Source organism: Pseudomonas sp. LY-1 (genome assembly GCF_053502595.1).
The window spans coordinates 286,369-312,654 of record NZ_CP094353.1; the positions used below are offsets into that span (position 1 = coordinate 286,369).

Here is a 26,286-nt window from a genome sequence, read left to right on the forward strand (position 1 = left end):
CTATTGTCTTTATGACTAATTCATTGTCAAAGTGACAAACCATGAGTCTCTCCGTTGAATCCCTGGCACGCATCGCTATTGAGCTGCAAAGTGGCATTTCCCATCAGGACCGCTTTCAACGTCTGATCAATACCCTGCGCCAATTGCTCGGTTGCGACGCCTCTGCCTTGTTACGTTATGAACAGCGACTGTTCCGTCCGCTGGCGATCGATGGCCTGGCACCGGATGTTCTGGGGCGCCGCTTCAGCCTTGATGCCCATCCGCGTCTGGAAGCCATCGCTCGCGCCGGTGACGTGGTGCGCTTTCCGGCAGAGAGTCATTTGCCTGATCCCTATGACGGCCTGATCCCGAGCCGGCAGGACCTCAAAGTACATGCCTGCATCGGGTTACCGTTGTTCGCGGACCAGACGCTGATTGGCGCGCTGACGATCGATGGCATGGACCCGGCACAGTTTGATCACTTCAGCGACGAAGAGCTGCGACTGGTGGGCGCCCTCGCTTCTGCTGCCTTGACCAATGCGTTGCTGGTCGAGCAACTCGAGAGTCAGACCATTACGCCTCTCTCCATCAGTCATGTCCCGGCGGGCAAACCCGGCACCGAAATGGTCGGGCTCAGCGAGGTCATGCAACAGTTGAAAAGAGAGATCGAAATGGTGGCAGGTTCCGACCTGAACGTTTTGATCACTGGAGAAACCGGGGTCGGCAAGGAACTGGTCGCCAAGGCGATACATGAAGGTTCATCACGCGCCAGTCACCCTGTGGTCTATCTAAACTGCGCTGCGCTGCCGGAGTCAGTGGCTGAAAGTGAGTTGTTCGGCCATGTCAAAGGTGCCTTCACCGGGGCGATCCATCATCGCACCGGCAAGTTCGAAATGGCCGATAACGGCACACTGTTCCTCGACGAAATCGGTGAACTGTCGCTGAGCCTGCAAGCAAAACTGTTGCGGGTATTGCAATACGGCGACCTGCAACGGGTCGGTGACGATACCGTCTTGCGGGTCAACGTAAGGGTGCTTGCCGCGACCAATCGTGACCTGAAGCAGGAGGTGCTGAACAATCGCTTCCGGGTCGACCTGTTCCACCGGTTAAGCGTGTTCCCTGTGCATGTGCCGCCACTGCGTGAGCGTGGGCAGGACATCACATTGCTAGCGGGTTTTTTCTGCGAGCAGAGCCGGGTACGCATGGGATTGCAACGGGTGGCGTTGGCTGCCGGTTGCCTGTCGTTGCTCAAGCAGTACTCGTGGCCAGGAAACGTTCGCGAACTGGAACATGCTGTTTATCGAGCGACAATCCTTGCTCGTGCGACCCAGCAAAGTGAAGAGCTGCTGCTGGAAGCACAGCATTTCAATCAAGTACCCGAACAGCTGGCGATACTGCCTGTTGCTGTGGATGTTCCTTCCAGCAGCGTTGGCCAATGCCTACGGGATGCGACGGATAGCTTCCAGCGTCAGCTGATTGAAAACACGCTGAAAAATTGCGCAGATAACTGGTCTGCCTGTGCGCGAATGCTCGATATGGATGTGGCCAACCTGCACCGACTGGCGAAGCGGCTCGGTTTGAAATAACACTCGCGGCCGATCAGGGCTCAATGCAGGTCAGTCATGCTGACCCACATGTCGCCCTTGCCGCCAAGCGGTCCAGCATAAAACGCTATCGGATCTCGAGGGGAAGGCCGGCGCCCAACGGTTGGGACGGCGGTTTCTGAATCTGCAGGTGTAGAGAAGAAAACCCACCGGCAGGGAAAAACGCGTTCACTGGTTCTTTATCCGGCGCCAGCGTAATCCGGCTGGTGCGTCCAAGCAGTTCTTCCATCACGATCCGTAGCTCCAGTCTGGCAAGCGGCGCACCGGGGCAGACATGAATGCCGGCGCCATAGAGCAGGTTCAGCTCGGGATCGCGATCGAGGCGCAATTCATCGGGATCTCCAAAGACCGCTTCGTCCCGATTGGCGGACGCCCAGTTGAGGGCAATACGCGAACCCTTCGCCAGCGTGCGCCCACCCAGCGTGACCTCTTTCGTAGTCACCCGACGGTTCATGATCAGTGGTGCATGAATACGCAGTATTTCATCAATGGCGACAGGTAACAGCGCGGGTTGTTCGCGCAATCGCTGCTGCCACCCGAAGTTGGTCGCCAGATAGTGCGCAAGAATGCCGACCGAGGCGGAAATGGTACCGAGTTCGCCGACCGTCCAGTTACGTAGAATGCTGACGATCTCGTCGTCCGTCAGGGGCCTTCCCAAGGACTGGTCGCGTAGCAAGAGGGTCGTGATGTCATGCGACGCAGCAGCGCCAGCGGTACGGCGCACGTCCAGCAGATCCTTGATGTAACCGTCAAACTCAAGGGCCACGGCACTCAGGGCCGCCTCGTCTCTGGACAGCGTGGCCGAGTGATTCTTCAGCGTCCACAGGCGCAGCGGTTCATGAAAATCCGCCGGCCAACCCAGCCAGGCACACTGGATCTGCAACGCAAAGATCTGGGCAAATTCGCCGATCAGTTCTGCACGGCCTTCATCCGGTAATGCCTGCACCAGACGAACCGCTATGTCACGGCACGTCGGCGCAAAGGCATCCATATGCTCCGGGCTGAAATAACGCTCGATGAGGTTCCGGTACGCCGTATGTTCGGGCGGATCCATTCCGTTGGGGACCGCGGGGAAACGCGAGACGGCATTGCTGAAGGTTTCATGATCGTTAAGTACGCGCAGCACATCCGCATGCCTGAATAACGACGTATAGCCATATTGACTGTGTGCGACCGGGCAACGGTGGCGCATGTCGTCATAGGCTGTCGTCTGATCCTTTAATACGGCTTCAGACCTGGGATCCCAATCCGGTAGCGATTTCTTGTCCATCGTTTACTCCATAAACCCGTCCCGCTGAGAACCCGGAAACAAGGAAGCAAGGTTTGTCGGCCTACTTGTACTCGGTCGGGACATGTAGGAAATACCCGCTAGACTGAAACCATGCACGACGTCCCTACGTCGGCATCACTTGGGTGAAGTCTGTACGGGCCTATAGGGAAGATCGGGCTATTAGCTAGCCAGGGGGTTGTGATGAGTAAGCTTCAGCAGTGGGTAAACTCGCAGGGCAGCACTGCGCTGTGGGTGGTGTTCTGGCTCTACGGGGTAGTGCTCAGCAATGTACTGTTTGGCCTGATTCTGGTCGCCTTCAACAAAGTTGCACCCTCCCTGTTTGGTCTAATGCTGCTGGGTTTTGTGGCCTACACCGCGTGCATGCTCAATGCGGTATGGCGCAATGCGGATAATGTCAGTGACCCCCTCTACGGTCAGATCGCTCGTTTCCTCACGGTGGCCTGGTCGATCAACGCGGTATTGGTTTCGGGCTTTCTCTTCCTGGGCCATCTGAATGCCGTTGCCCTTCCCCTGCCGCTGCCTTTTTGATTCCAGATAACCAGGGCGCTCAATGTGGGGTTTGAACGTTAAAGCCCAAGTCATTGCGCCGTTGCGATTATCGCGCCAATTGATTGTCTGCATAGTTGATCAATATCAATTCCATTATTTCTGTCGATCGCCATCACCGTTTCAACGCTATCTCAAGTGCAATAACTCGATCTTCGCTCGTGACGCATAGCGGCTCTGTAGAACGTTGAGCGCTGTTCAACCCCTCCCTTCAACAAATTGCCTCAACCGGCGATAGGAAGTCATATTGACTATTTCTTTGTCATTATGACCTTTTTCGAGTTAGGTCATAATGACAGTGTTGTTATTTAACTAGTTGATATTAAACAATAAAATTGTTGGCCCGGTTTGTGTATTAGGTAATGAACTTAACGCAAACCCCAAAGGGACAATCTCATGACTCGTACCATCGCGCTCAGTTTCACCCTGTGTACACTGCTGTCTCCGCTATGCCAGGCAGACCAGATAATCCGTGTAGTCCCCGACACAACCGCCGGCAAGGGTTTCGGCGTTTTGACCGGAATGATGGTTGGCGCGGTAGGCGGCCCGATTGGAGCATTAGTCGGCGCAGCTGGCGGTTTTTTTGCCGGCAGCGCGGTGCAAGGAGGCATTGGCAAGTCTGAAACCGCTTATGAAGTGAAAAACGCGCAAGGCGAGATTAGTACGGTGCGCTCACCCAATGGGCGTTTTGAAGTCGGGCAACAGGTCACGCGTAAAGGTGTGCGACTGGTGGCATCTGAGGAGTAAGAGGCTCCCGTCTGCGTCTTCCCAAGCATTCCAGGCCCTCCGTGGAGTTGCACACATAGATGGTTCGGCTAATCCTCACCGATTAGCTGAACATCACGAAAAGAGCCCGCCAAATCGCGGGCTTTTTTTGCATTCGATCCGGGTTTTTATTACGTGACCTTCCCCACTCCAATCTGCCTGATTGGGGTGTTTTTCTGGATTATTCATCCAGTCATCCACGGTTTATCGCCGCGTTGAAGCGGCCTAATCTCAATTCTCCAACGATTCGTGAAGGAGATTCCCCATGGCAGACCATTCCATTAAAGGCAAAGTCGTTCTCATCGCGGGTGGCGCGAAGAACCTTGGCGGTCTCATCGCCCGTGACATGGCCGCACAGGGTGCCAAGGCTGTTGCGATCCATTACAACAGCGCCGCGTCCAAGGTTGATGCCGATGCCACGGTTGCCGCCGTTCAGGCCAGCGGCGCACAGGCCGTCGCGCTGCAGGGGGATCTGACGACGGCCGGCGCCATCGAGAGGTTGTTCGCCGATGCCATCGCCGCGGTCGGCAAACCCGACATCGCCATCAACACCGTTGGCAAGGTGCTCAAAAAGCCGATGGCCGAGGTGAGTGAAGCCGAATACGACGAGATGAGCGCGGTCAACTCCAAGACCGCTTTCTTCTTCCTCAAGGAGGCGGGCAAGCACCTCAACGACCATGGCAAGATCTGCACGATAGTGACGTCGCTGCTGGGCGCCTTCACGCCGTTCTATGCCGCCTATGCCGGCACCAAGGCGCCGGTCGAACACTACACCCGAGCGGCCTCCAAGGAATTGGGCGCCCGCGGCATTTCGGTGACAGCGGTCGGTCCGGGGCCGATGGATACGCCGTTCTTCTACCCGGCCGAAGGCGCCGACGCGGTGGCCTATCACAAGACCGCCGCCGCGCTCTCGGCGTTCAGCAAAACAGGCCTGACCGACATCGAGGATGTGGTGCCTTTCATTCGCCATCTGGTCAGTGACGGCTGGTGGATCACCGGCCAGACCATTCTCATCAATGGCGGGTACACCACCAAGTAAATCCATTATCCGCAGTGTGATCTTCGTCGCCATCCGCTGCTGGGGCGCCGTACAATCGACGCAGAGCAGGCGCCCCTGGGCAGGCTGACGTCGGGACCATCGGCAGGGCAGATCATGGACAGATTCGACCAGTACCGCGTATTCGCCAAAGTGGCCGAGATGGGCAGCTTCATCAAAGCTGCCAACGCGCTGGAGATGCCACGAGCGTCGGCGTCTGCGGCCATCCAGCAGTTAGAGGCTCAGCTGGGCGTGCGCCTGCTGCATCGCACGACGCGGCAGGTACGGCTGACACCCGATGGGGAGCAATTGCTCAGCCGTGTGCGCCCGGTGTTGTGCAACGTCGAAGACATCGACCAGTTATTCCAGGCCAGCCAGCGGCAAGTTTCCGGCCGGCTGATCATCGATGTGCCCAGCCGCATTGCCCGCCGCGTCATTGCGCCAGCGCTGCCCGGCCTGTTGCGTTGTCACCCCCTGCTTCAATTGATTTTGGGTTCGACCGACCGGGCCATCGATCTGGTGCAGGAAGGTGTGGACTGCGCGGTGCGCGTTGGCGCGCTGCATGACAGCAGTCTTGTGGTGCGGCCGCTGGGTCAGATTGCCTTGATCAATTGTGCGAGCCCGGCCTATCTGCTTGAGCATGGAGAGCCTCAGCAGCCTGCGCAGCTACTCGACGGACATTGGACCATCGGCTATGCGTCGCCGAAGTCGGGCAAGGAACTGCCTTGGGAATACCTGTCCGGCGACGGCAGCGTGCAGCGGTTCGACGTGCCGAGCCGGGTGATCGTGAACAATGCCGAAAGCTATATCGCTTGCTGCCTTGCAGGGTTGGGGTTGATCCAGATCCCGCGCTTTGACGTCCAACACCTGCTGGACTCACGACAACTGGTGGAGGTCATGTCGAGTTACTGTGCCGCTTCGATGCCGGTATCCCTGCTCTACCCGCACCGCCGGCAGCGTTCGCAGCGACTGGATGTGTTCCACGAGTGGTTCGAGGCATTGATGCGGCCGTATTTGGATAGCCGCCACGTCCCTCTGCATCAATAAAGCCAAATGCTCCACGTGGAACATCGGCATTTTTAACCCGCTGAGGCGGCCGCCACACTCTCCAACCGGTAGCCGTATCCATAGATCGTCAACAACTGCCAACCCCGATCCGCGGTTAACCCCAGCTTGTTCCGCAGCCGATAGATATGTGTGTCCAGCGGCCGCGACGAGACCATTTCTTCATGGCTCCAGAACCGCTCATACAGATACTCGCGAGACAACGGCCGCGCCAGGTTGGCGAACAGGCAGCTGGCCAGGCGGTATTCGCGTTCGGTCAGGTTGATCGGTTTGCCCGCACGGGTGACGGTCAGTTCGGCGTCGTCAAAGGTCAGGTCGTTGAAACTTTGCACTTCAGACGTTGCCGACTTTTGCAGACCGTGGCGGCGCAGGACGGCGTTGACCCGGGCTTTGAGTTCATTCGGGCGAAAGGGTTTACTGACGTAATCGTCGGCGCCGCTGTTCAGGGCGGTGACGATATCGCTCTCGGCATCGCGGCTGGTGAGCATGATCACCGCCGGAGGCGATTCCATGTGTTCACGGGTCCAGCGCAGCAAGGCGATGCCGCTGATGTCGGGCAGCTGCCAGTCGAGGATCAGCAGGTCGAAGGTTTCCCGGCGCAGTTGGCGCAGCAGGTCTTCACCGCGTTCGAAGCAATGCACAGACCAGGGCTGTTCCAGGTTGCTGGGGATCTGTCGCAGTGTCTGTTCCACCCGCTGCAATTCAGCGGGTTCGTCATCCAGTATTGCGACACGCATGGGTGGGTCCTTTCTACTTGGAAATATTTCAGCTGTCGGCCGGTCGAAGAGCGGGCGTCCTTGCTGCGCAGATGCCAGTCATTGAATCTGAAGAATTGTGCTCAGATTCAACGACCCTTTGGATCTCTCGGTACGCTGATATCAAAGGGCCGTTAACGCTTTGAAAAACCATGCGACTCAGGGGGAAAGATACCGACTCCCGCGCGTAAGGAAAAGGATCAGTGCCGCTGGCATTGCATAGCCGTGCGGGTAGCTGATACTGCGCCCCGATGTACGGTATGTTTCAACGAACGCACTCAGGAAAAACCCCGGGGCGATCAAAATGAGCTTCACTGGGTTCAGCACCATACCGCGCACCACCTGGAGGGAGAAACCGGGTCTATGACATCTTCAACTGTCCATTTTCAGCAGCGGTGCGGGTTCCTGGCGGTCGCCCTGTGATGCTGTGGCGCAAGGCCGAAAAACGCCAGCCCACCCAGGCGCAGTTGTTGTTCCATGGTCTGTTTCGGGAGTGGCTGTGGATTGGCCTGGTGTTGCTGCCCTTTACTGCATATTTGTCCTTAAGTGCGGGCCTGGCCTTCAATAACCCGCTGTATGACGACCTGCGCCGCCTGACCCCTCTGCCGGTCGATCCACGCATTTTGCTGGTGACCATCGATGACCAGAGCCTGAAAAAGCTCGGCCAATGGCCATGGCCGCGCAGCCTGCATGCCGACGTCATCAACCGTCTGAGTGCAGCCCAACCCGCAGGTATCTTGTTCGATGTGATCTTCAGTGAGCCGCGCAACGCCGCGGATGACCTGCGCCTGGCCAATGCCGTGTGCAACGCCGGGAATGTTTTGCTTCCCCTGGAACGTGATGGCGGCGCGAGCCAGCCGGGCGAACAACTGTTGCCGCTGCTCAATTGCGCCAAGGGGCTGGGCCATATCAACGTCGAAGCAGACAGCGACGGTGCCGTCCGCAGCCTGTATCTGCGTGAAGGCCCGCCTGGGAACACCCTGCCGCAGTTGGCATGGCTGGCGTATACGTTGAGTGGGCAAACCGCGCAAATGCCGGGACGCAGCGAACAACCCAACAGTCAGCGCTGGCATCGGGAATATAGAGTTCGCGTCCCGTCCACGTCTGAGCCGCATGGGTTTCCCAGTGTGTCCTACGCCAGCGTATTGCACGGCGAAGTGCCGGCCGAATTGCTGCGCGACCGCCTGATCCTGGTGGGCGCCAGCGCCTATGGGCTGGGGGACCGTTTTGTGACGCCGCTCTCCTCCACTCCGGATACCACCGCCGGTGTGGAAATCCAGGCCAATGTGCTCAACGGCTTGCTGCAGGAGCGCAGCATCGTCGACCTCCCCGGCTGGCTCGCGGCACTGATCGCCACGGCCTGGGTGGCGTTGTTGCTCGGCCTTTTGCTGTACCGCCCACGCTACGCGCTGTGGATGACCTTGGGTTGCATGGCCGGCGCGTTGCTCGGCGCGTGGGCGCTGTTACGCCTTGGCCATTGGTGGTCGCCCGCGGCTTGCCTGATCGGTATGTTGCTCAGCTACCTGATCTGGAACTGGCGCCGCCTGAGCGTGATCCTTGCCTACTTTGGCTGGGAACTGGCGCGCCTGGACAACGAACCCAAGGTGCTGCCCGAACGCCGCCGAGCGCCCGCGAACAAAGGCGATGTGTTGCAAGGGCGCATCTTTGCCCTGGAGCAGGCCGTCAGCCGCACCCGTGACACCCGACGCTTCATGGCCGATGGCCTTGAGTGCCTGCCGGTGGCGACCCTGATTACCGACCCGCGGGGCAACATCCTGTTGGCCAACCGTATTGCCCGTGAAGTATTCGGCAATGACCTGGTCAACCAAAACCTGCTCGAACAGCTCGCCGACCTGGGTTATCCACCCCTGCATAACGGCGTGCGCCCCGCCCTGTCCGCCCTGGAAATCGTCGAGTTCCGGGACATCCACCAACGCAGCCTGCGCATGGAAATCGCACCCTTGCTGCCCGCCGAAGGCGATGTCGCCCTCGGCTGGCTGCTCAGCCTGACCGACTTGAGCAAGGAGCGCGAAGCCCAGCAACACCGCGAAACCATGCTGCGCTTCCTGTCCCACGACCTGCGCGCGCCGCACTCGGCGATCCTCGCGTTACTGGATGTGCATAACGCGGAGTCGCCGGTGTTTGCCCAGATCGAGCAGCAGGTTCGACGCGCCTTGAGCCTCACCGAATCGTTCGTACAACTGGCGAAAGCCGAGGCTGACGGCTACCACTTCCAGCCAAGCCTGTTTGCCATGCTGGTGATGGATGCGTTCGATCAGGTGGCGGTGATTGCGCAGCTCAAGGGCATCCAGTTGATCCACGACCTGGATGAAGCGGATGAAGGCATGGTGTCGGCCGATCAATCCCTGCTCACCCGCGCGTTGTTCAACGTGCTGGAGAACGCGATCAAATACTCGCCGGCCGGCACCACCGTGAGGTTGAGCCACGGCAGCGCGCAAGGTTGGCTGGAGTGTCGCATCAGCGACCAGGGCCCGGGCATTGCGGCAAAGGACTTGCCGGAACTGTTCAGCCAGTACCGCCGCTTCGATTCCGCCCAAGGCAGCGAAGGCCTTGGGTTGGGCCTGACCATGGTCAAGGCCGTTGTGGAGCGGCACGGTGGCCGTATCTGTTGCGAAAGCGTGGTGGGCAAGGGCACCACATTCACCCTGCAGCTGCCCCAGTTGGAAGACTGACAACACGTGCTTTTGCGCTGTGTATAAAAAACCGGTCTCAAGGACCGGTTTTTTTATCCAAAAAAAACTTATGCACGTTTTTAGTATTTTTATGAGATCAGGAAATATCTAATAAAATCATCTTGTTATGAAGAGAAAATGCCATTTTTCCAACAAACCGTACACAGGTTATCCACAGATGATCAGGCCACCGGTGTGTCCACCGCCACCGGCTCCGGCGGCAGCGAACCCATGGCGCGTTGCTGGGCTTCATTCCAGGCGGCGGCGCGGTCATTCAGTGCGGCAATTGCACGCGGCCCTTCACCTTCGGCGTACATCGGTTCCCCGATCACCACGGTGATGGTGCCTGCACGTTTTGCCCAACCGGTTTTTGGCCAGTACTTGCCGGCATTATGTGCAATCGGCAACACAGGCAGGTGGGCGTTGACGGCCAATGCCGTGCCGCCACGTGAGAACTTGCCGACGGTGCCGTAGGGCACACGCGTACCTTCCGGAAAGATCAGCACCCAGACGCCGTCCTTGAGCAGCTCGTCGCCCTTTTTGGCCACGTGCTTGAGCGCCGCCTTGGGGTTGTCGCGGTCGATGGCGATCGGGCGCAGCATCGCCATCGCCCAGCCGAAGAACGGCACATACAGCAGCTCGCGCTTGAGCACTTGGCTCAGGGGCGAGAAGTACGCCGAGAGGAAGAACGTCTCCCACGTGCTCTGGTGGTTCGACAGAATCACGCAGGGCTGATCCGGGACGTTTTCCGCGCCCTTGACCTCGAAGCGGATGTTCAGGAACACCTTGGTCAGCCACAGCGCGCAGCGGCACCAATAGACGTTGATGAAGCGATAGCGCGCCTTGAACGGCAGAAAAGGCGCGATAAAAAAGCTCAGGGTGCACCAGAGAAACGAACTGGTGCCCAACAGCAGGTAAAAGAAGAAGGTTCTGATGGCCTGCAAAATCGACATGGCGGCATTTACCGTTGCGGGACACAGCCCGCCTGTTGAAGGCGCACTCCCGAACAGTCCTTGGTCAGGCAGTCGAGGGCGGCTAGTTGTTGATAAGTTCTGCGGCAACCGCCGCCAGATCGTCAAAAATCAAGGTGCCTACCGGCAGGTTTTTCGCCTGGGTCTTTTCGCCTTTCCCGGTCTTTACCAAAACTGGCTGAGAGTCGACGGCTTTGGCCGCCTCCAGGTCACCGAGGCTGTCCCCGACGAACCATAGCCCAGCCAGGGGCACGTTGTAATGTTCTGAAATGGTTTTCAACATGCCAGGCTTGGGTTTGCGGCAATCGCAGCCCTCATCCGGCCCGTGGGGGCAGTACACCACCAGCCCCACCTCACCGCCCTGCTCCGCCACCAACGTGCGCAAGCGCGCGTGCATGGCGTCCAGGGTAGCGATGTCGTAGTAGCCGCGGGCGATGCCGGACTGGTTGGTGGCGACGGCCACCGTCCAGCCGGCCTTGCTCAACTGCGCGATGGCCTCGATCGCGCCGGGCAGTGGGATCCATTCCTCCACCGACTTGATGTAAGCGTCGGAGTCGTAATTGATCACCCCGTCCCGATCGAGAATCAGCAGTTTCAACATGATCAGCCCAATACGGAAATGTCAGCGATGTTGATGAACAGACCGCGCAAACGCGCCAGCATGGCGTAGCGGTTTTTCCGCACGCCGGCATCTTCGGCATTGATCATCACCGCTTCGAAGAACGCATCCACCGGCTCGCGCAAGGTGGCCAGGCGCGCCAGTGCTTCGGCGTAGTTGCGTTCGGCGATCAACGGTTTCACCGCATTTTCCGCCTTGGCGATGGCCGAGTTCAGCGAGAACTCCTTGGCATCGGCGAACAGGCCTGGGTCGACATCGGCATTGCCGAGGTTGTCGGCCTTGCTCAACAGGTTCGACACGCGCTTGTTCACGGCAGCCAGGGCGTCGGCTTCCGGCAGTTTGCGGAAGGCCTGCACGGCTTGCACGCGTTGGTCGAAGTCCAGCGCCGAACCCGGTTGCAGGGCACGTACCGACAGGTACACCGAAACGTCCACGCCTTCGTCTTCGTAACGCGCACGCAGGCGGTCGAACACGAACTCCAGCACTTGCTCGGCCAGGCCGGTTTGCTTGACCTTGCCGCCGAACTGGCCGACTGCGAACACCACGGCCTGGGTCAGGTCGAGGTCGAGCTTCTTGTCGATCAGGATCCGCAGCACGCCCAGGGCCGCACGGCGCAGGGCATACGGGTCTTTACTGCCGGTAGGCAGCATGCCGATGCCGAAGATCCCGACGAGGGTATCCAGCTTGTCGGCAATGGCCACGGCCGCACCGGTCAGGGTGGTCGGCAATTCGGCGCCAGCACCGCGCGGCATGTACTGCTCGTTCAGGGCCAAGGCGACATCGTCCGGCTCGCCGTCGTTGAGGGCGTAGTAGTAACCGGCAACGCCTTGCATTTCCGGGAACTCGCCGACCATCTCGGTGGCCAGGTCGCACTTGGACAGCAGGCCGGCGCGCGCAGCCCAGGCAGCGTCACCGCCAATGCGCGGGGCAATGTAGGCGGCCAGTTTGGAAACGCGCACAGCCTTGTCGTAGACGCTGCCGAGTTTTTCCTGGAACACCACGTTTTGCAGGCGCAGGTTGAAGTCTTCGAGCTTCTGCTTCTTGTCTTGCTTGAAGAAGAACTCGGCGTCGGTCAGGCGCGGGCGCACGACTTTTTCGTTACCGGCGATGATCTGCTGCGGGTCCTTGCTTTCGATGTTGGCCACGGTGATGAAGCGCGGCAGCAACTTACCGTCCACGTCCAGCAGGCAGAAGTACTTCTGGTTGTCCTGCATCGTGGTGATCAGCGCTTCTTGCGGCACATCGAGGAAGCGTTCTTCAAACGAGCACACCAGCGGCACCGGCCATTCAACCAGGGCGGTCACTTCGTCCAGCAGGCTTGGCGGCACGATGGCGGTGCCTTCCTGCAGGCGGGCCAGCTCTTCGGTGCGCTTGCTGATCAGCTCGCGACGCTCGTTGGCGTCGGCCAGCACATAGGCGGCGCGCAGGTCGTTGAGGTAGTTGGCCGGCGCGGTGATACGCACGCTTTGCGGGTGGTGGAAGCGGTGACCACGGGAATCGCGGCCGGCTTTCTGGGCAAGGATGGTGCAATCGATGACCTGGTCACCGAGCAGCATCACCAGCCACTGGGTCGGACGCACGAACTCTTCCTTGCGCGCGCCCCAGCGCATGCGCTTGGGGATCGGCAAGTCGTTCAGGGAGTCTTCGACGATGGTCGGCAACAGGCTGGCGGTCGGCTTGCCTTTGATGACCTGGCTGAAACGCAGTTTCGGGCCGCTCTGGTCGATCTCGCTCAGCTCGACGCCACACTTCTTGGCAAAGCCCAGCGCTGCTTGGGTCGGGTTGCCTTCGGCGTCGAAGGCGGCCTGGCGTGGCGGGCCGTCGAGGTTGATGCTGCGGTCCGGCTGCTGGGTTTCCAGCGCGGTCAGCAACACCGCCAGGCGACGCGGCGCGGCGTAGACTTTTTTCGCCTCGAACTTCAGGCCGGCGCTTTGCAGGCCTTTTTCGATACCGGCCAGGAACGCATCGGCCAGGGTGTTCAGTGCCTTGGGTGGCAGCTCTTCGGTGCCCAGTTCAACCAGAAAATCTTGAGCACTCATTGTGCAGCCTCCAGCTTAGCCAACACTTCATCACGCAGGTCCGGGGTTGCCATCGGGAAGCCCAGCTTGGCGCGAGCCAGCAGGTAGGCTTGGGCGACGGAACGCGCCAGGGTGCGAACACGCAGAATATATTGCTGGCGCGCGGTCACCGAGATGGCGCGGCGGGCGTCCAGCAGGTTGAAGGTATGGGACGCCTTCAACACCATTTCATAGCTCGGCAACGGCAGCGGCTGGTCCAGTTCGATCAGGCGCTTGGCTTCGCTTTCATAGAAGTCGAACAGTTCGAACAGCTTCTCGACGTTGGCGTGTTCGAAGTTATAGGTCGACTGCTCCACTTCGTTCTGGTGGAACACATCGCCGTAGGTCACTTTGCCGAACGGGCCGTCTGCCCACACCAGGTCGTAGACCGAATCCACGCCTTGCAGGTACATGGCCAGGCGCTCGAGACCGTAGGTGATCTCGCCGGTCACCGGGTAGCACTCGATGCCGCCCGCTTGCTGGAAGTAGGTGAACTGCGTGACTTCCATGCCGTTCAGCCAGACTTCCCAGCCCAGGCCCCAGGCGCCCAGGGTCGGCGATTCCCAGTTGTCTTCGACGAAACGGATGTCGTGGACCAACGGGTCGAGGCCGACATGTTTCAGCGAGCCGAGGTACAGCTCCTGGAAGTTGTCCGGGTTCGGCTTCAATACCACCTGGAACTGGTAGTAATGCTGCAGACGGTTCGGGTTTTCGCCGTAGCGGCCGTCAGTCGGGCGCCGACTGGGCTGCACATAAGCGGCGTTCCAGGTTTCCGGGCCGATGGCCCGCAGGAATGTAGCGGTGTGGAAAGTGCCGGCGCCTACTTCCATATCGTAGGGCTGAAGTACCACACAACCTTGCTCGGCCCAGTACTGCTGGAGGGCGAGGATCAAGTCTTGGAAGGTACGCACGGCTGGCGTAGGCTGGCTCACGAAATTCACCTGTTACTTGGGCTGCGATTTAAAGAGCGGGAGTATACCCGATTCGGCCGCGCCACCATCCCCTGGAGCCTTATGCCACGCTGCTTTTGGTGTTCTGAAGATCCGCTGTACATGGCTTATCACGATCAGGAGTGGGGAACGCCGCTGCGCGATGCGCAGGGTTTGTTCGAGTTACTTTTGCTCGAAGGGTTCCAGGCGGGCCTGTCCTGGATCACCGTTTTACGCAAACGCGAGCATTATCGAAAGGTCTTGTTCGGTTTTGATGCACAGCGCCTGGCGCGGCTGAGCGATGCCGAGATCGAAGCGTTGATGCTCGACCCAGGCATCGTGCGCAATCGTCTGAAGCTCAACGCCACCCGCCGCAACGCCGCGGCCTGGTTGGCGCTGGAGGACCCGGTGGGGCTGCTGTGGTCGTTTGTCGGCGGCGTGCCCAAGGTCAATCACTTCAAGGACCGCAGCGAAGTCCCGGCGATTACCGCCGAAGCCGAGGCCATGAGCCGCGCGCTGAAAAAAGCCGGCTTCACCTTCGTCGGGCCGACCATTTGCTACGCGTTCATGCAGGCCTCGGGCATGGTCATGGACCACACCCAGGACTGCGACCGTTACGCGGACTTGGCCAACGCCGGTTAGAATGCGTGCTTTGCGCACCACACACGATCAGGAGTGACCTGTGGAAAAGTTTAAAGGCGCCTTGCTGGTAGGCGCTCTCCGGTTGTTTGCCCTGCTGCCCTGGCGCGCCGTGCAAGCCGTAGGTTCGGCGATTGGCTGGATCATGTGGAAAACCCCCAACCGCTCCCGCGACACGGTGCGGATCAACCTCTCGAAATGCTTCCCGGACATGGACCCGGCCGAGCGCGAGCGCCTGGTGGGCCGCAGCCTGATGGACATCGGCAAGTCCCTGACCGAAAGCGCCTGCGCCTGGATCTGGCCGGCTCAGCGCTCCATCGACCTGGTGCGCGAAGTCGAAGGCCTGGAAGTCCTCCACGAAGCCCTGGCCTCGGGCAAAGGCGTGGTCGGTATCACCAGCCACCTGGGCAACTGGGAGGTGTTGAACCACTTCTATTGCAGCCAGTGCAAACCGATCATTTTCTACCGCCCGCCGAAGCTCAAGGCGGTGGATGACCTGCTGCGCAAGCAACGCGTGCAACTGGGTAACCGCGTGGCGGCGTCCACCAAGGAAGGCATCCTCAGTGTCATCAAGGAAGTGCGCAAGGGCGGCCAGGTGGGCATTCCGGCCGACCCGGAGCCGGCCGAATCGGCGGGGATCTTCGTGCCGTTCTTCGCCACCCAGGCGCTGACCAGCAAGTTCGTGCCGAACATGCTCGCGGGCCACAAGGCGGTCGGTGTATTCCTGCATGCCCTGCGCCTGCCGGACGGTTCAGGCTACAAAGTGATCCTGGAAGCAGCGCCGGAAGACATGTACAGCACCGACACCGCCACCTCCTGCGCGGCGATGAGCAAGGTGGTGGAGCGTTATGTCGGCGCCTACCCGAGCCAGTACATGTGGAGCATGAAGCGCTTCAAGAAACGCCCGCCGGGTGAGGCGCGGTGGTACTGACTCAAAGGCAACCCAAAACAATGTGGGAGGGGGCTTGCCCCCGATAGCAGTGTGTCAGCCAATGCATATTTGACTGAACCTCCGCTATCGGGGGCAAGCCCCCTCCCACATTTGAGTTCCGCTCAAGCCTTGCGGTCGAGTTTTTTCAGGAACACCGTCATTTCTTTCTCGGCCTGCTTGTCGCCATGGGCCTGGGCCGCTTCAATGCCCTTCCCCCAGGCCAGTCGCGCGGCGGCCTGATCGCCCAGCCCGACGTGGGCCTTACCCAGCAACTTCCACGCCGCCGAATACTTCGGATCAAACTCGACACACTTGTGCAGATGCTCGGCGGCCTTGGCGTTGTCCTTCAGGTCCAGATAACCCTTGCCCAGCCCAAAGCGCAGCAGGGCGTTATCGACACCCTTGGCCAGCATTTTCTCCAGGGATTCGAGCATGTCGGTGTACTCCGTTTGATCAGAAAAAGCTCAACCCCACGTGGAACAGCTTCTCCACATCGCGGATATGTTTTTTATCCACCAGGAACAGGATCACATGGTCACCGGTGGCAATTACCGTGTCGTCGTGGGCAATGATCACTTCTTCATCGCGAATGATCGCACCGATGGTGGTACCCGGCGGCAAGCCGATGTCGCGGATGGCCTTGCCGATCACCTTGCTCGACTTCGAGTCGCCATGGGCGATCGCCTCAATGGCTTCCGCCGCGCCGCGGCGCAGGGAGTGGACGCTGACGATATCGCCACGGCGCACGTGGGTGAGCAAGGTGCCGATAGTCGCCAACTGCGGGCTGATGGCGATGTCGATATCGCCGCCCTGAATCAGGTCGACATACGCCGGGTTATTGATGATGGTCATCACCTTCTTCGCCCCCAGCCGCTTGGCCAGCAGCGATGACATGATGTTGGCTTCGTCATCGTTGGTCAGGGCCAGGAAGATATCGGCGTCGGCGATGTTTTCTTCCATCAACAGGTCGCGGTCCGAAGCGCTGCCTTGCAGGACTACGGTGCTGTCGAGGGTGTCGGACAAATGCCGGCAGCGCGCCGGGCTCATCTCGATGATCTTCACTTGGTAGCGGCTTTCGATGGCCTCGGCCAAGCGTTCGCCGATCTGCCCGCCACCGGCGATGACGATGCGTTTATACGTCTCATCGAGACGGCGCATTTCGCTCATCACGGCACGAATATTCGCTTTGGCGGCGATGAAGAAGACTTCGTCGTCGGCTTCGATCACCGTGTCGCCCTGGGGCAGGATCGGCCGGTCACGCCGGAAAATCGCCGCGACGCGGGTTTCCACATTCGGCATGTGTTCGCGCAGTTGGCGCAGTTGCTGGCCGACCAACGGCCCGCCGTAATAGGCCTTCACGGCGACCAGTTGCGCTTTGCCGTCGGCGAAGTCGATCACCTGCAACGCGCCGGGAATCTCGATCAGGCGCTTGATGTAGTGGGTGACCACCTGCTCCGGGCTGATCAGCACGTCCACCGGGATCGCGTCGTTGTCGAACAGGCCGGCGCGGGTCAGGTACGCGGCTTCACGCACCCGGGCGATCTTGGTCGGGGTGTGGAACAGCGTGTGGGCGACCTGGCACGCGACCATATTGGTCTCGTCGCTGTTGGTCACGGCCACCAGCATATCGGCATCGTCGGCACCCGCCTGACGCAGCACCGTAGGAAACGACGCACGACCCTGCACGGTACGAATGTCCAGGCGGTCGCCGAGGTTGCGCAGGCGCTCGGCATCGGTGTCGACCACGGTGATGTCGTTGGCTTCGCTGGCCAAATGCTCGGCCAGCGTGCCACCGACCTGCCCTGCCCCGAGGATGATGATTTTCATCCGGTTACTCCCTTTGAACCGTTCAGCCGCGTGCGGCGGCGATCTTGATCAGTTTGGCGTAGTAGAAGCCATCGTGTCCGCCTTCCTGTGCCAGCAATTGGCGCCCGTGGGGCTGCTTGATGCCGGCTGCCGTGGCGAGGTCCAGCTCGCGCGCGCCGCTGGTGCGGGCGAGGAAGGCTTCGATGACCTCGGTGTTCTCGGTGGGCAAGGTGGAACAGGTGGCGTAGAGCAGGATGCCGCCGACTTCCAGGGTCGGCCACAACGCGTCGAGCAGTTCGCCTTGCAGCACGGCCAGGGCGGCGATGTCGTCGGGTTGGCGGGTCAGCTTGATGTCCGGATGGCGACGGATCACGCCGGTGGCGGAGCACGGCGCGTCGAGCAGGATGCGCTGGAACGGCTTGCCGTCCCACCAGGTGGCGGTGTCGCGGCCATCGGCGGCGATCAGCTCGGCGCTCAGGCCCAGGCGTGCGAGGTTTTCCCGCACGCGCACCAGGCGCTTGGCTTCCAGATCGACGGCGACGACGCCGGCGAGGTCTTTTTCGACCTCCAGGATGTGACACGTCTTACCGCCGGGGGCGCAGCAGGCGTCCAGCACGCGCTGGCCTGGGGCCAGGTCGAGCAGGTCGGCCGCCAGTTGCGCGGCTTCATCCTGCACGCTGATCCAGCCCTCGGCGAAGCCCGGCAGGCTGCGCACGTCGGTGGCGGCTTCGAGCACGATGCCATCGGTGCTGTACACGCACGGCGCGGCCGCGATGCCCGCGTCGGTCAGCAATTGCAGATAAGCATCGCGGCGGTGATGGCGACGGTTGACCCGCAGGATCATCGGCGGGTGTGCATTGTTGGCCGCGCAGATGGCTTCCCATTGCTCGGGCCAGAAGGCTTTCAGGGATTTTTGCAGCCAGCGCGGGTGAGCGGTACGCACCACCGGGTCATGTTCCAGCTCGGCCAGCAGCGCTTCGCTTTCGCGCTGGGCGCGGCGCAGCACGGCGTTGAGCAGGGCTTTGGCCCAGGGTTTTTTCAGCTTTTCGGCGCAGCCGACGGTTTCACCGATGGCGGCGTGGGCCGGCACGCGGGTGTAGAGCAATTGATAGAGGCCTACCAGCAGCAGCGCTTCTACATCGGCATCGGCCGCCTTGAACGGCTTTTGCAGCAGCTTGGCTGCCAGCGCCGACAGCCGTGGCTGCCAGCGCGCGGTGCCGAAGGCGAGGTCCTGGGTGAAGCCGCGATCACGGTCTTCGACCTTATCCAACTGGGTCGGCAGCGAACTGTTCAGCGAAGCCTTGCCGTTGAGCACGGCGGCCAGGGCCTTGGCGGCGGCCAGACGCGGGTTCATTGGGCGGCCACCCCGAGAAGCGTGCCTACGGCAAATTTCTCACGACGGCTGTTGAACAAATCGCTGAAATTCAGCGCCTTGCCACCGGGCAATTGCAGACGCGTCAGACACAGCGCCTGTTCACCGCAGGCGACCAGCAGGCCGTCCTTGCTGGCACCGATGATTTCACCAGGGGCGCCCTTGCCGTCGGCCAGGGTGGCAGCCAAAACCTTCAAGGCTTCGCCGTTGAGGGTGCTGTGGCAGATCGGCCACGGGTTGAACGCGCGCACCAGGCGCTCCAGTTCCACGGCCGGGCGGCTCCAGTCGAGGCGCGCTTCGTCCTTGTTCAGTTTGTGCGCGTAGGTCGCCAGGCTGTCGTCCTGCACCTCGCCTTCGAGGGTGCCGGCAGCGAGCCCGGCAATCGCCTGGATCACAGCCGGCGGGCCCATCTCGGCCAAGCGATCGTGCAGGCTGCCGCCGGTGTCTTCGGCGGTGATCGGGGTGCTGACTTTCAACAGCATCGGGCCGGTATCCAGGCCCGCTTCCATACGCATCACGGTCACGCCGCTTTCGCTGTCGCCCGCTTCCACGGCGCGTTGGATCGGCGCCGCACCGCGCCAGCGTGGCAGCAGCGAGGCATGGCTGTTGATGCAACCCAGGCGCGGGATGTCCAGGACGACTTGGGGCAGGATCAAGCCATAGGCCACCACCACCAGCAGGTCCGGTTTCAGCGCTGCCAACTCGGCCTGGGCCTCGGCGTTGCGCAGGGTCGGCGGTTGCAGCACGGGAATGTGGTGCTCCAGCGCCAGTTGCTTGACCGGGCTCGGCATCAGTTTTTGCCCGCGACCGGCCGGGCGATCCGGCTGGGTGTACACCGCGACGATGTCATAAGGGCTGGCGAGCAGGGCCTTGAGGTGTTCGGCGGCAAATTCGGGTGTGCCGGCAAAAACAATGCGCAGTGGCTCGGTCATGGGCGTTCTCGGTTAAAAGCAGTCACAAAAGAAAAAGGCTTGCCGCAGCAAGCCTTTGGAAGAAGGGCATCAAGCTTGCTGGCGGTGCTTTTTTTCCAGCTTCTTCTTGATCCGGTCACGTTTGAGCGTGGACAGGTAATCGACAAACAGCTTGCCGTTGAGGTGGTCGCATTCGTGCTGGATACACACCGCCAGCAGGCCTTCGGCAACCTGCTCGAAGGGCTTGCCGTCGCGGTCCAGGGCCCTGATCTTCACGCGCACCGGGCGCTCGACGTTCTCGTAGAACTCCGGCACCGACAGGCAGCCTTCCTGGTATTCGCCCATTTCGTCGGTCAGCGCTTCGAACTCGGGGTTGATGAACACCCGTGGCTCGCTGCGATCTTCGGACAGGTCCATCACCACGACACGCTGATGCACGTTGACCTGGGTCGCGGCGAGGCCGATGCCCGGGGCTTCATACATTGTTTCAAACATGTCATCGACCAACTGACGAACCTTATCGTCCACTACGGCCACCGGTTTGGCGATCGTGCGCAGGCGCGAGTCGGGGAATTCGAGGATGTTCAAAATAGCCATAAGCGTAATTGCTGCACATGTGAGGTAAAGGCAAATCGGCGTAGGGATGGACCCGCACGGCCGGTGTGGAACGCTCGGAAGCCGCGAAGGCTATGGCGTTTCACGCGAACGTACATAATAAAGGAGATTCACCCCATGAGGAAATCGCTACTCGTCTTGCTGCTCTGGGCGCCGTTCGCCCAGGCCCTGCTTCCATCGCCCGGCCCGCGCCTGGATCAACCGACGCAACAGGCCATCCAGCGATTTTTGTTACACAATCGCATCCTCGATTCGCCCCTCGATCTCGATAACGCGCCCTACGTTGTCGCGGCTGAGGCCGGGCGAGTGCTGGGGGCCAATGGCGAGCGCGTGCATGCCCGCGGCGTCCTGGACCCGGCCCAGCCAAGCTATGGGATTTTCCGCCGAGGCAAGGTCTACACCGACCCCAAAACCCAGGAGTTACTGGGTATCCACGCCGACGACATCGGCACCGCGCACTGGGTGATGGCCGGCGACCTGACCACCCTTGCCGTACAACGGGTCACCCAGGAAGTGCGCCCCGGCGACCGCTTGCTGCGTGCCGAACCGCCGGTTGCGCTGGCCAGCCTGGAAGGCCCGCAGGCCGCGCCGTTTATCGAAGGGCGCATCATCGACGTGCCCAAGGGCGTGACGCAGATCGGCGTGCTGGATGCCGTGACCCTGAATAAAGGCCGCCGCGACGGCCTGGTCGACGGCCAACGGCTGAATGTGATCAAGACCGGCGCCACGGTACGCGACGCTCTCAGCGGCGCTCCGGTGAAGCTGGCCGATGAGTACGGCGGCATGCTGCTGGTGTTTCGCACCTACGAAAAACTCAGTTATGGCCTGGTCCTCAATGCCTCGCGGCCACTGGCGGTGATGGACCGTTTCGAGACGGCCCGTCAAACGCAATAAATAGGCTGCTAAATAAGTTACCAACAGAGTTATCCACAGCTTGTTCCGGTCAAGGATGATCAGATGTATCCGATAAACAGCAGTGAAATTTCCCCGGCGGAACTGGAAGCCCGGCTACGCTTGCACAGGCTGCCGGAACTGGGCCCGAAGCGTTTTCGCCGGTTGATCGACGCGTTCGGCTGCGCCTCGAAAGCGCTCAGCGCGCCGGCCAGCGCTTGGCGTTCGCTCGGCTTGCCCGCCGTCAGCGCCGAGGCCCGGCGCAGCCATGAAGTCCGCGAGGGCGCGAGTGTCGCATTGGCCTGGCTGGCGCGTCCGGCCCAGCATTTGCTGATGTGGGACCAGCCTGAGTACCCCGCACTGCTGGCCCAGATCGATGACGCACCGCCGTTGTTATTCGTCGCCGGCGACCCTGCGATCCTGGAAAAACCCCAGTTGGCCATGGTCGGCAGCCGCCGTGCATCGCGCCCCGGCATGGACACCGCCGCCGCCTTTTCCCGCAGCCTGGCGAGTGCCGGTTTCGTCATCACCAGCGGCCTGGCCCTGGGCATTGACGGCGCGGCGCATCAAGCGGCCCTGGAGGTCGGCGGGCAGACCATCGGCGTACTCGGCACCGGCCTGGAAAAGTTTTATCCACAGCGCCACCGACGCCTCGCGGCCGCGATGATTGCCCAGGGCAGCGCGGTGGTTTCCGAGTTTCCGCTGGACGCCGCGCCCCAGGCCGGCAATTTCCCCCGGCGCAACCGCATCATCAGTGGTCTGTCGCTGGGCGTGCTGGTGGTGGAAGCCGGCATCGCCAGCGGTTCGCTGATCACCGCGCGGCTCGCCGCCGAGCAAGGGCGCGAGGTGTATGCGATTCCCGGCTCGATCCATCATCCCGCGGCCAAGGGTTGTCATCAGCTGATCCGCGACGGCGCGGTGTTGGTGGAAACCATCGAGCACATTCTTGAAGGCTTGCGCGGCTGGCAGGCGCTGCCGTGTCCGGTGCCGCTGCCGGCGACTCATCCACTGGTCGCACTGCTGCATGCGGCGCCCCACACCAGCGAAGCCCTGGCGATTGCCAGCGGGCGGCCGTTGTCCCAGGTGCTGGCGAGCCTCACCGAGTTGGAGCTGGAAGGCCAGGTGATCTGCGAAAGCGGGCGTTGGCTCGCGCGCTGCTAGGTTTTGCAGGGAAGATCGGTAAACTGCGCAGAGCTTTAGTCCGGAGAGTGAGTAATGGTCAACAGGTGGCGTGTGCTGGAAGCCGCACGAGAAATTCGCGCAGGCGCGGTGATTGCCTATCCGACCGAGGCGGTCTGGGGCCTGGGCTGTGACCCGTGGAACGAAGCGGCGGTGGACCGGCTGCTGGCGATCAAGAACCGCTCGGTGGATAAGGGCCTGATCCTGGTCGCGGATACTATCCGCCAGTTCGATTTTCTCTTCGAAGACTTCCCGCAGGATTGGATCGACCGCATGGCCAGTACCTGGCCGGGGCCGAACACCTGGCTGGTGCCTCATCAGGACCTGTTGCCGGAATGGGTCACGGGGGAGCACGACACCGTGGCGCTGCGGGTCAGCGACCATCCGCTGGTGCGTGACTTGTGCTCATTGGTCGGGCCATTGATTTCCACCTCGGCCAACCCCCAGGGCCGCCCGGCCGCCCGCACGCGGATTCGCGTCGAGCAGTACTTCCGTGGCCAGGTCGATCTGGTGTTGGGTGGCGCCCTCGGTGGGCGCAAGAACCCGAGCCTGATTCGCGATCTGGTGACGGGTGAGGTTGTGCGGCCGTCCTGAGACCGTGGCGTGGCTATCGCGGGCAAGCCCGGCTCCCACATTCGATCGGTGTCCGTCATGACAACACGGTCAAATGTAGGAGCCGGGCTTGCCCGCGATGGCGCCCCTAGCCACGCCAGAAACCCCAAGCCTTACGGCAACAGAATGGTCGACCCGGTCGTGCGCCGCGCCGACAGTTCCGTCTGCGCCTTGGCCGCTTCCGCCAGCGAGAAGCGCTGGTTGATATCGATGCGTACCTTGCCGCTCTGGATCATCGAGAACAGATCATCGGCCATGGCCTGCAAGTCCTTGGGGTTGCTGGCGTAGGTCGCCAGGGTCGGCCGGGTGACATACAGCGAGCCCTTGGCCGCCAGAATCCCCAGGTTCACCCCGTCCACCGCGCCCGAGGCGTTACCGAAACTCACCACCAACCCCCGGGGCGCCGCGCAGTCCAGCGAGGTCAGCCAGGTGTCCTTGCCGACGCCGTCGTACACCACCGGGCATTTCTTGCCGTCGGTCAATTCCAGCACGCGCTGTGCGACGTTTTCCTTGCTGTAGTCGATGGTTGCCCAGGCGCCGTGGGATTTGGCCACGGCGGCTTTTTCCGGCGAACTGACCGTGCCGATCAGCTTCACGCCCAGGGCCTTGGCCCACTGGCAGGCCAGGGAGCCCACGCCACCGGCTGCGGCGTGGAACAGGATGGTTTCGCCGCCCTTCAACTCATAGGTCTGGCGCAGCAGGTATTGCACGGTCAGGCCCTTGAGCATCGCGCCGGCGGCTTGTTCGAAGCTGATGTCGTCCGGCAGGTGAACCAGGTTGGCTGCGGGCAACACGTGCAGTTCGCTGTAGGCACCCAATGGCCCACTGCCGTAGGCCACGCGGTCGCCGACCTTGAATTGGCTGACCTCGCTGCCCACGGCGTCGACCACACCGGCACCTTCGGCGCCCAGGCCCGACGGCAAGGCCGGCGGCGCGTATAAGCCACTGCGGAAGTAGGTGTCGATGAAGTTCAGGCCAATGGCCGCGTTGCGCACGCGAACTTGCTGTGGGCCAGGTTCTGCTGGCGTGTAGTCCACGTACTCAAGCACCTCAGGGCCACCATGGACGCTGAACTGGATACGTTTGGCCATCTGCACTTCTCCTGGGTTCGAATTCGGGTAGCCCCCTATCGGACTCCTAAGCTTGATCTTCGTCAACTGCGACGGAGCTGAGTGCGGTGGTATCCTGTGCGCCCATTTGCCGCCGACGCCCAATGGCCTCGCGTAGCTTTGCCCGATTCAAGGTGATGCCATGACTACCCGCACCGAGGCTGTTAAAGCCTATCTGCTTGATCTGCAAGACCGTATTTGCAGCGCCCTGGAAACCTTCGAGACGGACACTCGCTTTATCGAAGACGCCTGGACCCGGCCAGCCGGTGGCGGCGGTCGCACCCGTGTGATTGAAAACGGTACGGTGATCGAAAAAGGCGGCGTCAACTTTTCCCACGTGTTTGGCAGCGGCCTGCCGCCGTCCGCCAGCGCGCATCGCCCCGAGCTGGCCGGGCGCGGGTTTGAAGCGCTGGGGGTGTCGCTGGTGATTCACCCGCACAACCCGCATGTACCGACTTCCCACGCCAACGTGCGCTTTTTCATCGCTGAAAAAGAAGGTGAAGAGCCGGTGTGGTGGTTCGGCGGCGGCTTCGACCTCACGCCCTATTACGCCAACGAAGAAGACTGCATCCACTGGCACCGCGTGGCCGAACAGGCCTGTGCGCCGTTTGGCGCCGACGTTTATGCGCGCTACAAGGCCTGGTGCGACACCTACTTCTACATCAAGCATCGCAACGAACCGCGCGGCATCGGCGGCCTGTTCTTCGATGACTTGAACGAGTGGGACTTCGACACCTGCTTCGCCTTCATCCGTGCCATCGGCGATGCGTACATCGACGCCTACCTGCCGATCGTGCAGCGCCGCAAGGCCCAGGCCTATACCGAACAGCAGCGCGAATTCCAGGAATTCCGCCGTGGTCGCTACGTTGAATTCAACCTGGTCTACGACCGTGGCACCTTGTTCGGCCTGCAGTCGGGCGGACGTACCGAGTCGATCCTGATGTCGCTGCCGCCCCAGGTGCGCTGGAGCTACGACTGGAAAGCCGAGGCCGGCAGCGAAGAAGCGCGCCTCACCGACTACTTCCTGCAAGACCGCGACTGGCTCGGCGTGGCTGCGCCCAAGGCGGCGGTCTGATGGACCGTTATGTGGTGTTCGGCAACCCCATCGGCCACAGCAAGTCGCCGTTGATCCACCGCATGTTCGCCGAGCAGACCGGCGAGCAACTGGACTACAGCGCTCTGCTTGCGCCGCTCGAGGATTTCATCGGGTTTGCCCGTGAGTTTTTTCAACAAGGCCGTGGCGCCAACGTCACGGTGCCGTTCAAGGAAGACGCCTACCGCCTGGCCGACACCCTCACCGCACGCGCCGAGCGCGCCGGGGCGGTGAACACCCTGAGCAAGCTGGCCGATGGCAGCCTGCTGGGCGATAACACCGACGGCGCCGGCCTGGTGCGCGACCTGACGGTGAATGCCGGGCTGCACCTGCAAGGGCAACGCATCCTGTTGCTCGGCGCTGGCGGCGCAGTGCGCGGGGCGTTGGAGCCGTTGCTGGCCGAGCGGCCGGCGTCGCTGATCATCGCCAACCGCACCGTGGAAAAAGCCGAAATGCTCGCCGAGTTGTTCGACGATTTGGGCCCGGTGTCTGCCAGTGGTTTCGACTGGCTGTGTGAGCCGGTGGACGTGATCATCAATGCCACCTCCGCCAGCCTGTCAGGCGATGTACCGCCGATTGCGGGCAGCTTGATCGCGCCGGGCAAAACGTTTTGCTACGACATGATGTATGCCAAGGAACCGACCGCATTCTGCCGCTGGGCCACGGAACACGGCGCGGCGGTGGCGATGGATGGCCTGGGCATGCTGGTGGAGCAGGCGGCGGAAGCGTTCTTCCTGTGGCGCGGCGTGCGTCCGGATTCGGCGCCGGTGTTGGCCGAACTGCGCCGTCAATTGGCTTGAGGCAACTCGAAAGGTGGG

At 61.4% G+C, this 26,286-nt stretch carries 25 protein-coding genes; 13 read left to right on the forward strand and 12 right to left on the reverse strand.

Annotated features, from left to right (window positions below):
• Nucleotides 1-41 precede the first annotated feature (41 nt).
• The gene (gene norR / locus MOQ67_RS01295) at nucleotides 42-1,565 is read left to right on the forward strand and encodes a nitric oxide reductase transcriptional regulator NorR (protein WP_079442533.1); all 1,524 of its coding nucleotides are present in this window, start codon (nucleotides 42-44) and stop codon (nucleotides 1,563-1,565) included.
• A gap of 85 nt (nucleotides 1,566-1,650) precedes the next feature.
• Here norR and MOQ67_RS01300 read toward each other — a convergent pair whose 3' ends face one another.
• Nucleotides 1,651-2,853 carry a cytochrome P450 gene (locus tag MOQ67_RS01300; RefSeq protein ID WP_102618202.1) on the reverse strand — a complete coding sequence of 401 codons (1,203 nt, stop codon included), beginning with the start codon at nucleotides 2,851-2,853 and terminating at the stop codon, nucleotides 1,651-1,653.
• A gap of 201 nt (nucleotides 2,854-3,054) precedes the next feature.
• Here MOQ67_RS01300 and MOQ67_RS01305 point away from each other — a divergent pair, with 201 nt between their 5' ends.
• The 4 genes from MOQ67_RS01305 to MOQ67_RS01320 all read left to right on the forward strand — a co-directional run bounded on the left by MOQ67_RS01305 (nucleotide 3,055) and on the right by MOQ67_RS01320 (nucleotide 6,268).
• Nucleotides 3,055-3,402 (forward strand): hypothetical protein, encoded by a 348-nt coding sequence (locus MOQ67_RS01305; RefSeq protein ID WP_017848951.1) that lies wholly within the window; start codon nucleotides 3,055-3,057, stop codon nucleotides 3,400-3,402.
• A gap of 414 nt (nucleotides 3,403-3,816) precedes the next feature.
• Complete coding sequence (locus MOQ67_RS01310; protein ID WP_126589315.1) at nucleotides 3,817-4,167, forward strand: hypothetical protein; 351 nt, start codon at nucleotides 3,817-3,819, stop codon at nucleotides 4,165-4,167.
• Between the two features lie 283 nt (nucleotides 4,168-4,450).
• On the forward strand, nucleotides 4,451-5,224 hold the full coding sequence (locus MOQ67_RS01315) for an SDR family oxidoreductase (protein WP_102618201.1): 774 nt from the start codon (nucleotides 4,451-4,453) through the stop codon (nucleotides 5,222-5,224).
• Between the two features lie 114 nt (nucleotides 5,225-5,338).
• Nucleotides 5,339-6,268, forward strand: a complete 930-nt coding sequence (locus MOQ67_RS01320; protein WP_126589316.1) for a LysR family transcriptional regulator — start codon at nucleotides 5,339-5,341, stop codon at nucleotides 6,266-6,268.
• Between the two features lie 32 nt (nucleotides 6,269-6,300).
• On the opposite strand, the gene MOQ67_RS01325 is transcribed toward MOQ67_RS01320, so the two are convergent.
• On the reverse strand, nucleotides 6,301-7,023 hold the full coding sequence (locus MOQ67_RS01325; RefSeq protein WP_017848955.1) for a response regulator transcription factor: 723 nt from the start codon (nucleotides 7,021-7,023) through the stop codon (nucleotides 6,301-6,303).
• Between the two features lie 437 nt (nucleotides 7,024-7,460).
• On the opposite strand from MOQ67_RS01325, the gene MOQ67_RS01330 reads away from it, so the two are divergent.
• A complete protein-coding gene (locus MOQ67_RS01330) occupies nucleotides 7,461-9,734 on the forward strand; it encodes a CHASE2 domain-containing protein (protein ID WP_126589317.1) in 2,274 nt (757 codons plus the stop codon).
• 182 nt (nucleotides 9,735-9,916) lie between these two features.
• On the opposite strand, the gene MOQ67_RS01335 is transcribed toward MOQ67_RS01330, so the two are convergent.
• The 4 genes from MOQ67_RS01335 to glyQ all read right to left on the reverse strand — a co-directional run bounded on the left by MOQ67_RS01335 (nucleotide 9,917) and on the right by glyQ (nucleotide 14,313).
• A complete protein-coding gene (locus tag MOQ67_RS01335) occupies nucleotides 9,917-10,687 on the reverse strand; it encodes a lysophospholipid acyltransferase family protein (protein WP_017848958.1) in 771 nt (256 codons plus the stop codon).
• An 82-nt stretch (nucleotides 10,688-10,769) separates the two neighbouring features.
• The gene (gene gmhB, locus MOQ67_RS01340; RefSeq protein WP_169850580.1) at nucleotides 10,770-11,309 is read right to left on the reverse strand and encodes a D-glycero-beta-D-manno-heptose 1,7-bisphosphate 7-phosphatase; all 540 of its coding nucleotides are present in this window, start codon (nucleotides 11,307-11,309) and stop codon (nucleotides 10,770-10,772) included.
• Nucleotides 11,309-13,363, reverse strand: a complete 2,055-nt coding sequence (gene glyS, locus MOQ67_RS01345; protein ID WP_017848960.1) for a glycine--tRNA ligase subunit beta — start codon at nucleotides 13,361-13,363, stop codon at nucleotides 11,309-11,311. The genes gmhB and glyS overlap by 1 nt, the downstream gene beginning before the upstream one ends.
• On the reverse strand, nucleotides 13,360-14,313 hold the full coding sequence (glyQ, locus tag MOQ67_RS01350) for a glycine--tRNA ligase subunit alpha (RefSeq protein WP_003213601.1): 954 nt from the start codon (nucleotides 14,311-14,313) through the stop codon (nucleotides 13,360-13,362). The genes glyS and glyQ overlap by 4 nt, the downstream gene beginning before the upstream one ends.
• A gap of 81 nt (nucleotides 14,314-14,394) precedes the next feature.
• Here glyQ and MOQ67_RS01355 point away from each other — a divergent pair, with 81 nt between their 5' ends.
• Together MOQ67_RS01355 and MOQ67_RS01360 are read left to right on the forward strand one after the other, a co-directional pair.
• Nucleotides 14,395-14,952 carry a DNA-3-methyladenine glycosylase I gene (locus tag MOQ67_RS01355; protein WP_017848961.1) on the forward strand — a complete coding sequence of 186 codons (558 nt, stop codon included), beginning with the start codon at nucleotides 14,395-14,397 and terminating at the stop codon, nucleotides 14,950-14,952.
• Between the two features lie 40 nt (nucleotides 14,953-14,992).
• Nucleotides 14,993-15,880: a lysophospholipid acyltransferase gene (locus tag MOQ67_RS01360; protein ID WP_017848962.1), complete on the forward strand. Its 888-nt coding sequence runs from the start codon at nucleotides 14,993-14,995 to the stop codon at nucleotides 15,878-15,880.
• Nucleotides 15,881-16,002: 122 nt separating this feature from the next.
• Here the strand turns inward: MOQ67_RS01360 and MOQ67_RS01365 are convergent, their stop codons facing one another.
• From MOQ67_RS01365 to def, 5 genes are all read right to left on the reverse strand, one after another.
• On the reverse strand, nucleotides 16,003-16,314 hold the full coding sequence (locus tag MOQ67_RS01365; protein ID WP_057004925.1) for a hypothetical protein: 312 nt from the start codon (nucleotides 16,312-16,314) through the stop codon (nucleotides 16,003-16,005).
• Between the two features lie 19 nt (nucleotides 16,315-16,333).
• Nucleotides 16,334-17,707 carry a Trk system potassium transporter TrkA gene (gene trkA / locus MOQ67_RS01370; RefSeq protein ID WP_017848964.1) on the reverse strand — a complete coding sequence of 458 codons (1,374 nt, stop codon included), beginning with the start codon at nucleotides 17,705-17,707 and terminating at the stop codon, nucleotides 16,334-16,336.
• 22 nt (nucleotides 17,708-17,729) lie between these two features.
• Nucleotides 17,730-19,040 carry a 16S rRNA (cytosine(967)-C(5))-methyltransferase RsmB gene (rsmB, locus tag MOQ67_RS01375; protein ID WP_017848965.1) on the reverse strand — a complete coding sequence of 437 codons (1,311 nt, stop codon included), beginning with the start codon at nucleotides 19,038-19,040 and terminating at the stop codon, nucleotides 17,730-17,732.
• Nucleotides 19,037-19,990, reverse strand: coding sequence for a methionyl-tRNA formyltransferase (gene fmt / locus MOQ67_RS01380; RefSeq protein WP_046381561.1), 954 nt, complete (start codon nucleotides 19,988-19,990; stop codon nucleotides 19,037-19,039). The genes rsmB and fmt overlap by 4 nt, the downstream gene beginning before the upstream one ends.
• A 69-nt stretch (nucleotides 19,991-20,059) precedes the next feature.
• Nucleotides 20,060-20,566, reverse strand: a complete 507-nt coding sequence (gene def / locus MOQ67_RS01385) for a peptide deformylase (protein WP_017848967.1) — start codon at nucleotides 20,564-20,566, stop codon at nucleotides 20,060-20,062.
• A 135-nt stretch (nucleotides 20,567-20,701) separates the two neighbouring features.
• Between def and MOQ67_RS01390 the strand changes: the two genes are divergently transcribed.
• The 3 genes from MOQ67_RS01390 (at nucleotide 20,702) to MOQ67_RS01400 (ending at nucleotide 23,248) form a co-directional block, all read left to right on the forward strand.
• Nucleotides 20,702-21,478 carry a hypothetical protein gene (locus MOQ67_RS01390; protein ID WP_057004926.1) on the forward strand — a complete coding sequence of 259 codons (777 nt, stop codon included), beginning with the start codon at nucleotides 20,702-20,704 and terminating at the stop codon, nucleotides 21,476-21,478.
• Between the two features lie 63 nt (nucleotides 21,479-21,541).
• Nucleotides 21,542-22,636 carry a DNA-processing protein DprA gene (gene dprA, locus MOQ67_RS01395; protein ID WP_057004927.1) on the forward strand — a complete coding sequence of 365 codons (1,095 nt, stop codon included), beginning with the start codon at nucleotides 21,542-21,544 and terminating at the stop codon, nucleotides 22,634-22,636.
• Nucleotides 22,637-22,690: 54 nt separating this feature from the next.
• Nucleotides 22,691-23,248 carry an L-threonylcarbamoyladenylate synthase gene (locus tag MOQ67_RS01400; protein ID WP_017848970.1) on the forward strand — a complete coding sequence of 186 codons (558 nt, stop codon included), beginning with the start codon at nucleotides 22,691-22,693 and terminating at the stop codon, nucleotides 23,246-23,248.
• Nucleotides 23,249-23,379: 131 nt separating this feature from the next.
• On the opposite strand, the gene MOQ67_RS01405 is transcribed toward MOQ67_RS01400, so the two are convergent.
• Entirely contained in the window at nucleotides 23,380-24,357 is a 978-nt protein-coding gene (locus tag MOQ67_RS01405) for an NADPH:quinone reductase (protein WP_017848971.1), read from the reverse strand.
• A gap of 160 nt (nucleotides 24,358-24,517) precedes the next feature.
• Between MOQ67_RS01405 and hemF the strand changes: the two genes are divergently transcribed.
• Nucleotides 24,518-25,450, forward strand: a complete 933-nt coding sequence (hemF, locus tag MOQ67_RS01410; RefSeq protein WP_017848972.1) for an oxygen-dependent coproporphyrinogen oxidase — start codon at nucleotides 24,518-24,520, stop codon at nucleotides 25,448-25,450.
• The gene (gene aroE / locus MOQ67_RS01415; protein ID WP_017848973.1) at nucleotides 25,450-26,268 is read left to right on the forward strand and encodes a shikimate dehydrogenase; all 819 of its coding nucleotides are present in this window, start codon (nucleotides 25,450-25,452) and stop codon (nucleotides 26,266-26,268) included. The genes hemF and aroE overlap by 1 nt, the downstream gene beginning before the upstream one ends.
• The last annotated feature ends 18 nt before the right edge of the window (nucleotides 26,269-26,286 follow it).

Excerpts from the sequence above, each read along its gene's own strand:
- MOQ67_RS01300 (WP_102618202.1), bottom strand. The coding sequence starts at position 2,853 with ATGGACAAGAAATCGCTACCGGATTGGGATCCCAGGTCTGAAGCCGTA.
- rsmB (WP_017848965.1), bottom strand. The coding sequence starts at position 19,040 with ATGAACCCGCGTCTGGCCGCCGCCAAGGCCCTGGCCGCCGTGCTCAAC.
- def (WP_017848967.1), bottom strand. The coding sequence starts at position 20,566 with ATGGCTATTTTGAACATCCTCGAATTCCCCGACTCGCGCCTGCGCACG.
- MOQ67_RS01355 (WP_017848961.1), top strand. The coding sequence starts at position 14,395 with ATGCCACGCTGCTTTTGGTGTTCTGAAGATCCGCTGTACATGGCTTAT.
- dprA (WP_057004927.1), top strand. The coding sequence starts at position 21,542 with ATGTATCCGATAAACAGCAGTGAAATTTCCCCGGCGGAACTGGAAGCC.
- MOQ67_RS01325 (WP_017848955.1), bottom strand. The coding sequence starts at position 7,023 with ATGCGTGTCGCAATACTGGATGACGAACCCGCTGAATTGCAGCGGGTG.
- MOQ67_RS01365 (WP_057004925.1), bottom strand. The coding sequence starts at position 16,314 with ATGCTCGAATCCCTGGAGAAAATGCTGGCCAAGGGTGTCGATAACGCC.
- norR (WP_079442533.1), top strand. The coding sequence starts at position 42 with ATGAGTCTCTCCGTTGAATCCCTGGCACGCATCGCTATTGAGCTGCAA.
- MOQ67_RS01390 (WP_057004926.1), top strand. The coding sequence starts at position 20,702 with ATGAGGAAATCGCTACTCGTCTTGCTGCTCTGGGCGCCGTTCGCCCAG.
- MOQ67_RS01400 (WP_017848970.1), top strand. The coding sequence starts at position 22,691 with ATGGTCAACAGGTGGCGTGTGCTGGAAGCCGCACGAGAAATTCGCGCA.
- fmt (WP_046381561.1), bottom strand. The coding sequence starts at position 19,990 with ATGACCGAGCCACTGCGCATTGTTTTTGCCGGCACACCCGAATTTGCC.
- MOQ67_RS01310 (WP_126589315.1), top strand. The coding sequence starts at position 3,817 with ATGACTCGTACCATCGCGCTCAGTTTCACCCTGTGTACACTGCTGTCT.
- MOQ67_RS01320 (WP_126589316.1), top strand. The coding sequence starts at position 5,339 with ATGGACAGATTCGACCAGTACCGCGTATTCGCCAAAGTGGCCGAGATG.
- MOQ67_RS01405 (WP_017848971.1), bottom strand. The coding sequence starts at position 24,357 with ATGGCCAAACGTATCCAGTTCAGCGTCCATGGTGGCCCTGAGGTGCTT.
- trkA (WP_017848964.1), bottom strand. The coding sequence starts at position 17,707 with ATGAAAATCATCATCCTCGGGGCAGGGCAGGTCGGTGGCACGCTGGCC.
- MOQ67_RS01315 (WP_102618201.1), top strand. The coding sequence starts at position 4,451 with ATGGCAGACCATTCCATTAAAGGCAAAGTCGTTCTCATCGCGGGTGGC.
- MOQ67_RS01305 (WP_017848951.1), top strand. The coding sequence starts at position 3,055 with ATGAGTAAGCTTCAGCAGTGGGTAAACTCGCAGGGCAGCACTGCGCTG.
- glyS (WP_017848960.1), bottom strand. The coding sequence starts at position 13,363 with ATGAGTGCTCAAGATTTTCTGGTTGAACTGGGCACCGAAGAGCTGCCA.
- MOQ67_RS01335 (WP_017848958.1), bottom strand. The coding sequence starts at position 10,687 with ATGTCGATTTTGCAGGCCATCAGAACCTTCTTCTTTTACCTGCTGTTG.
- hemF (WP_017848972.1), top strand. The coding sequence starts at position 24,518 with ATGACTACCCGCACCGAGGCTGTTAAAGCCTATCTGCTTGATCTGCAA.
- aroE (WP_017848973.1), top strand. The coding sequence starts at position 25,450 with ATGGACCGTTATGTGGTGTTCGGCAACCCCATCGGCCACAGCAAGTCG.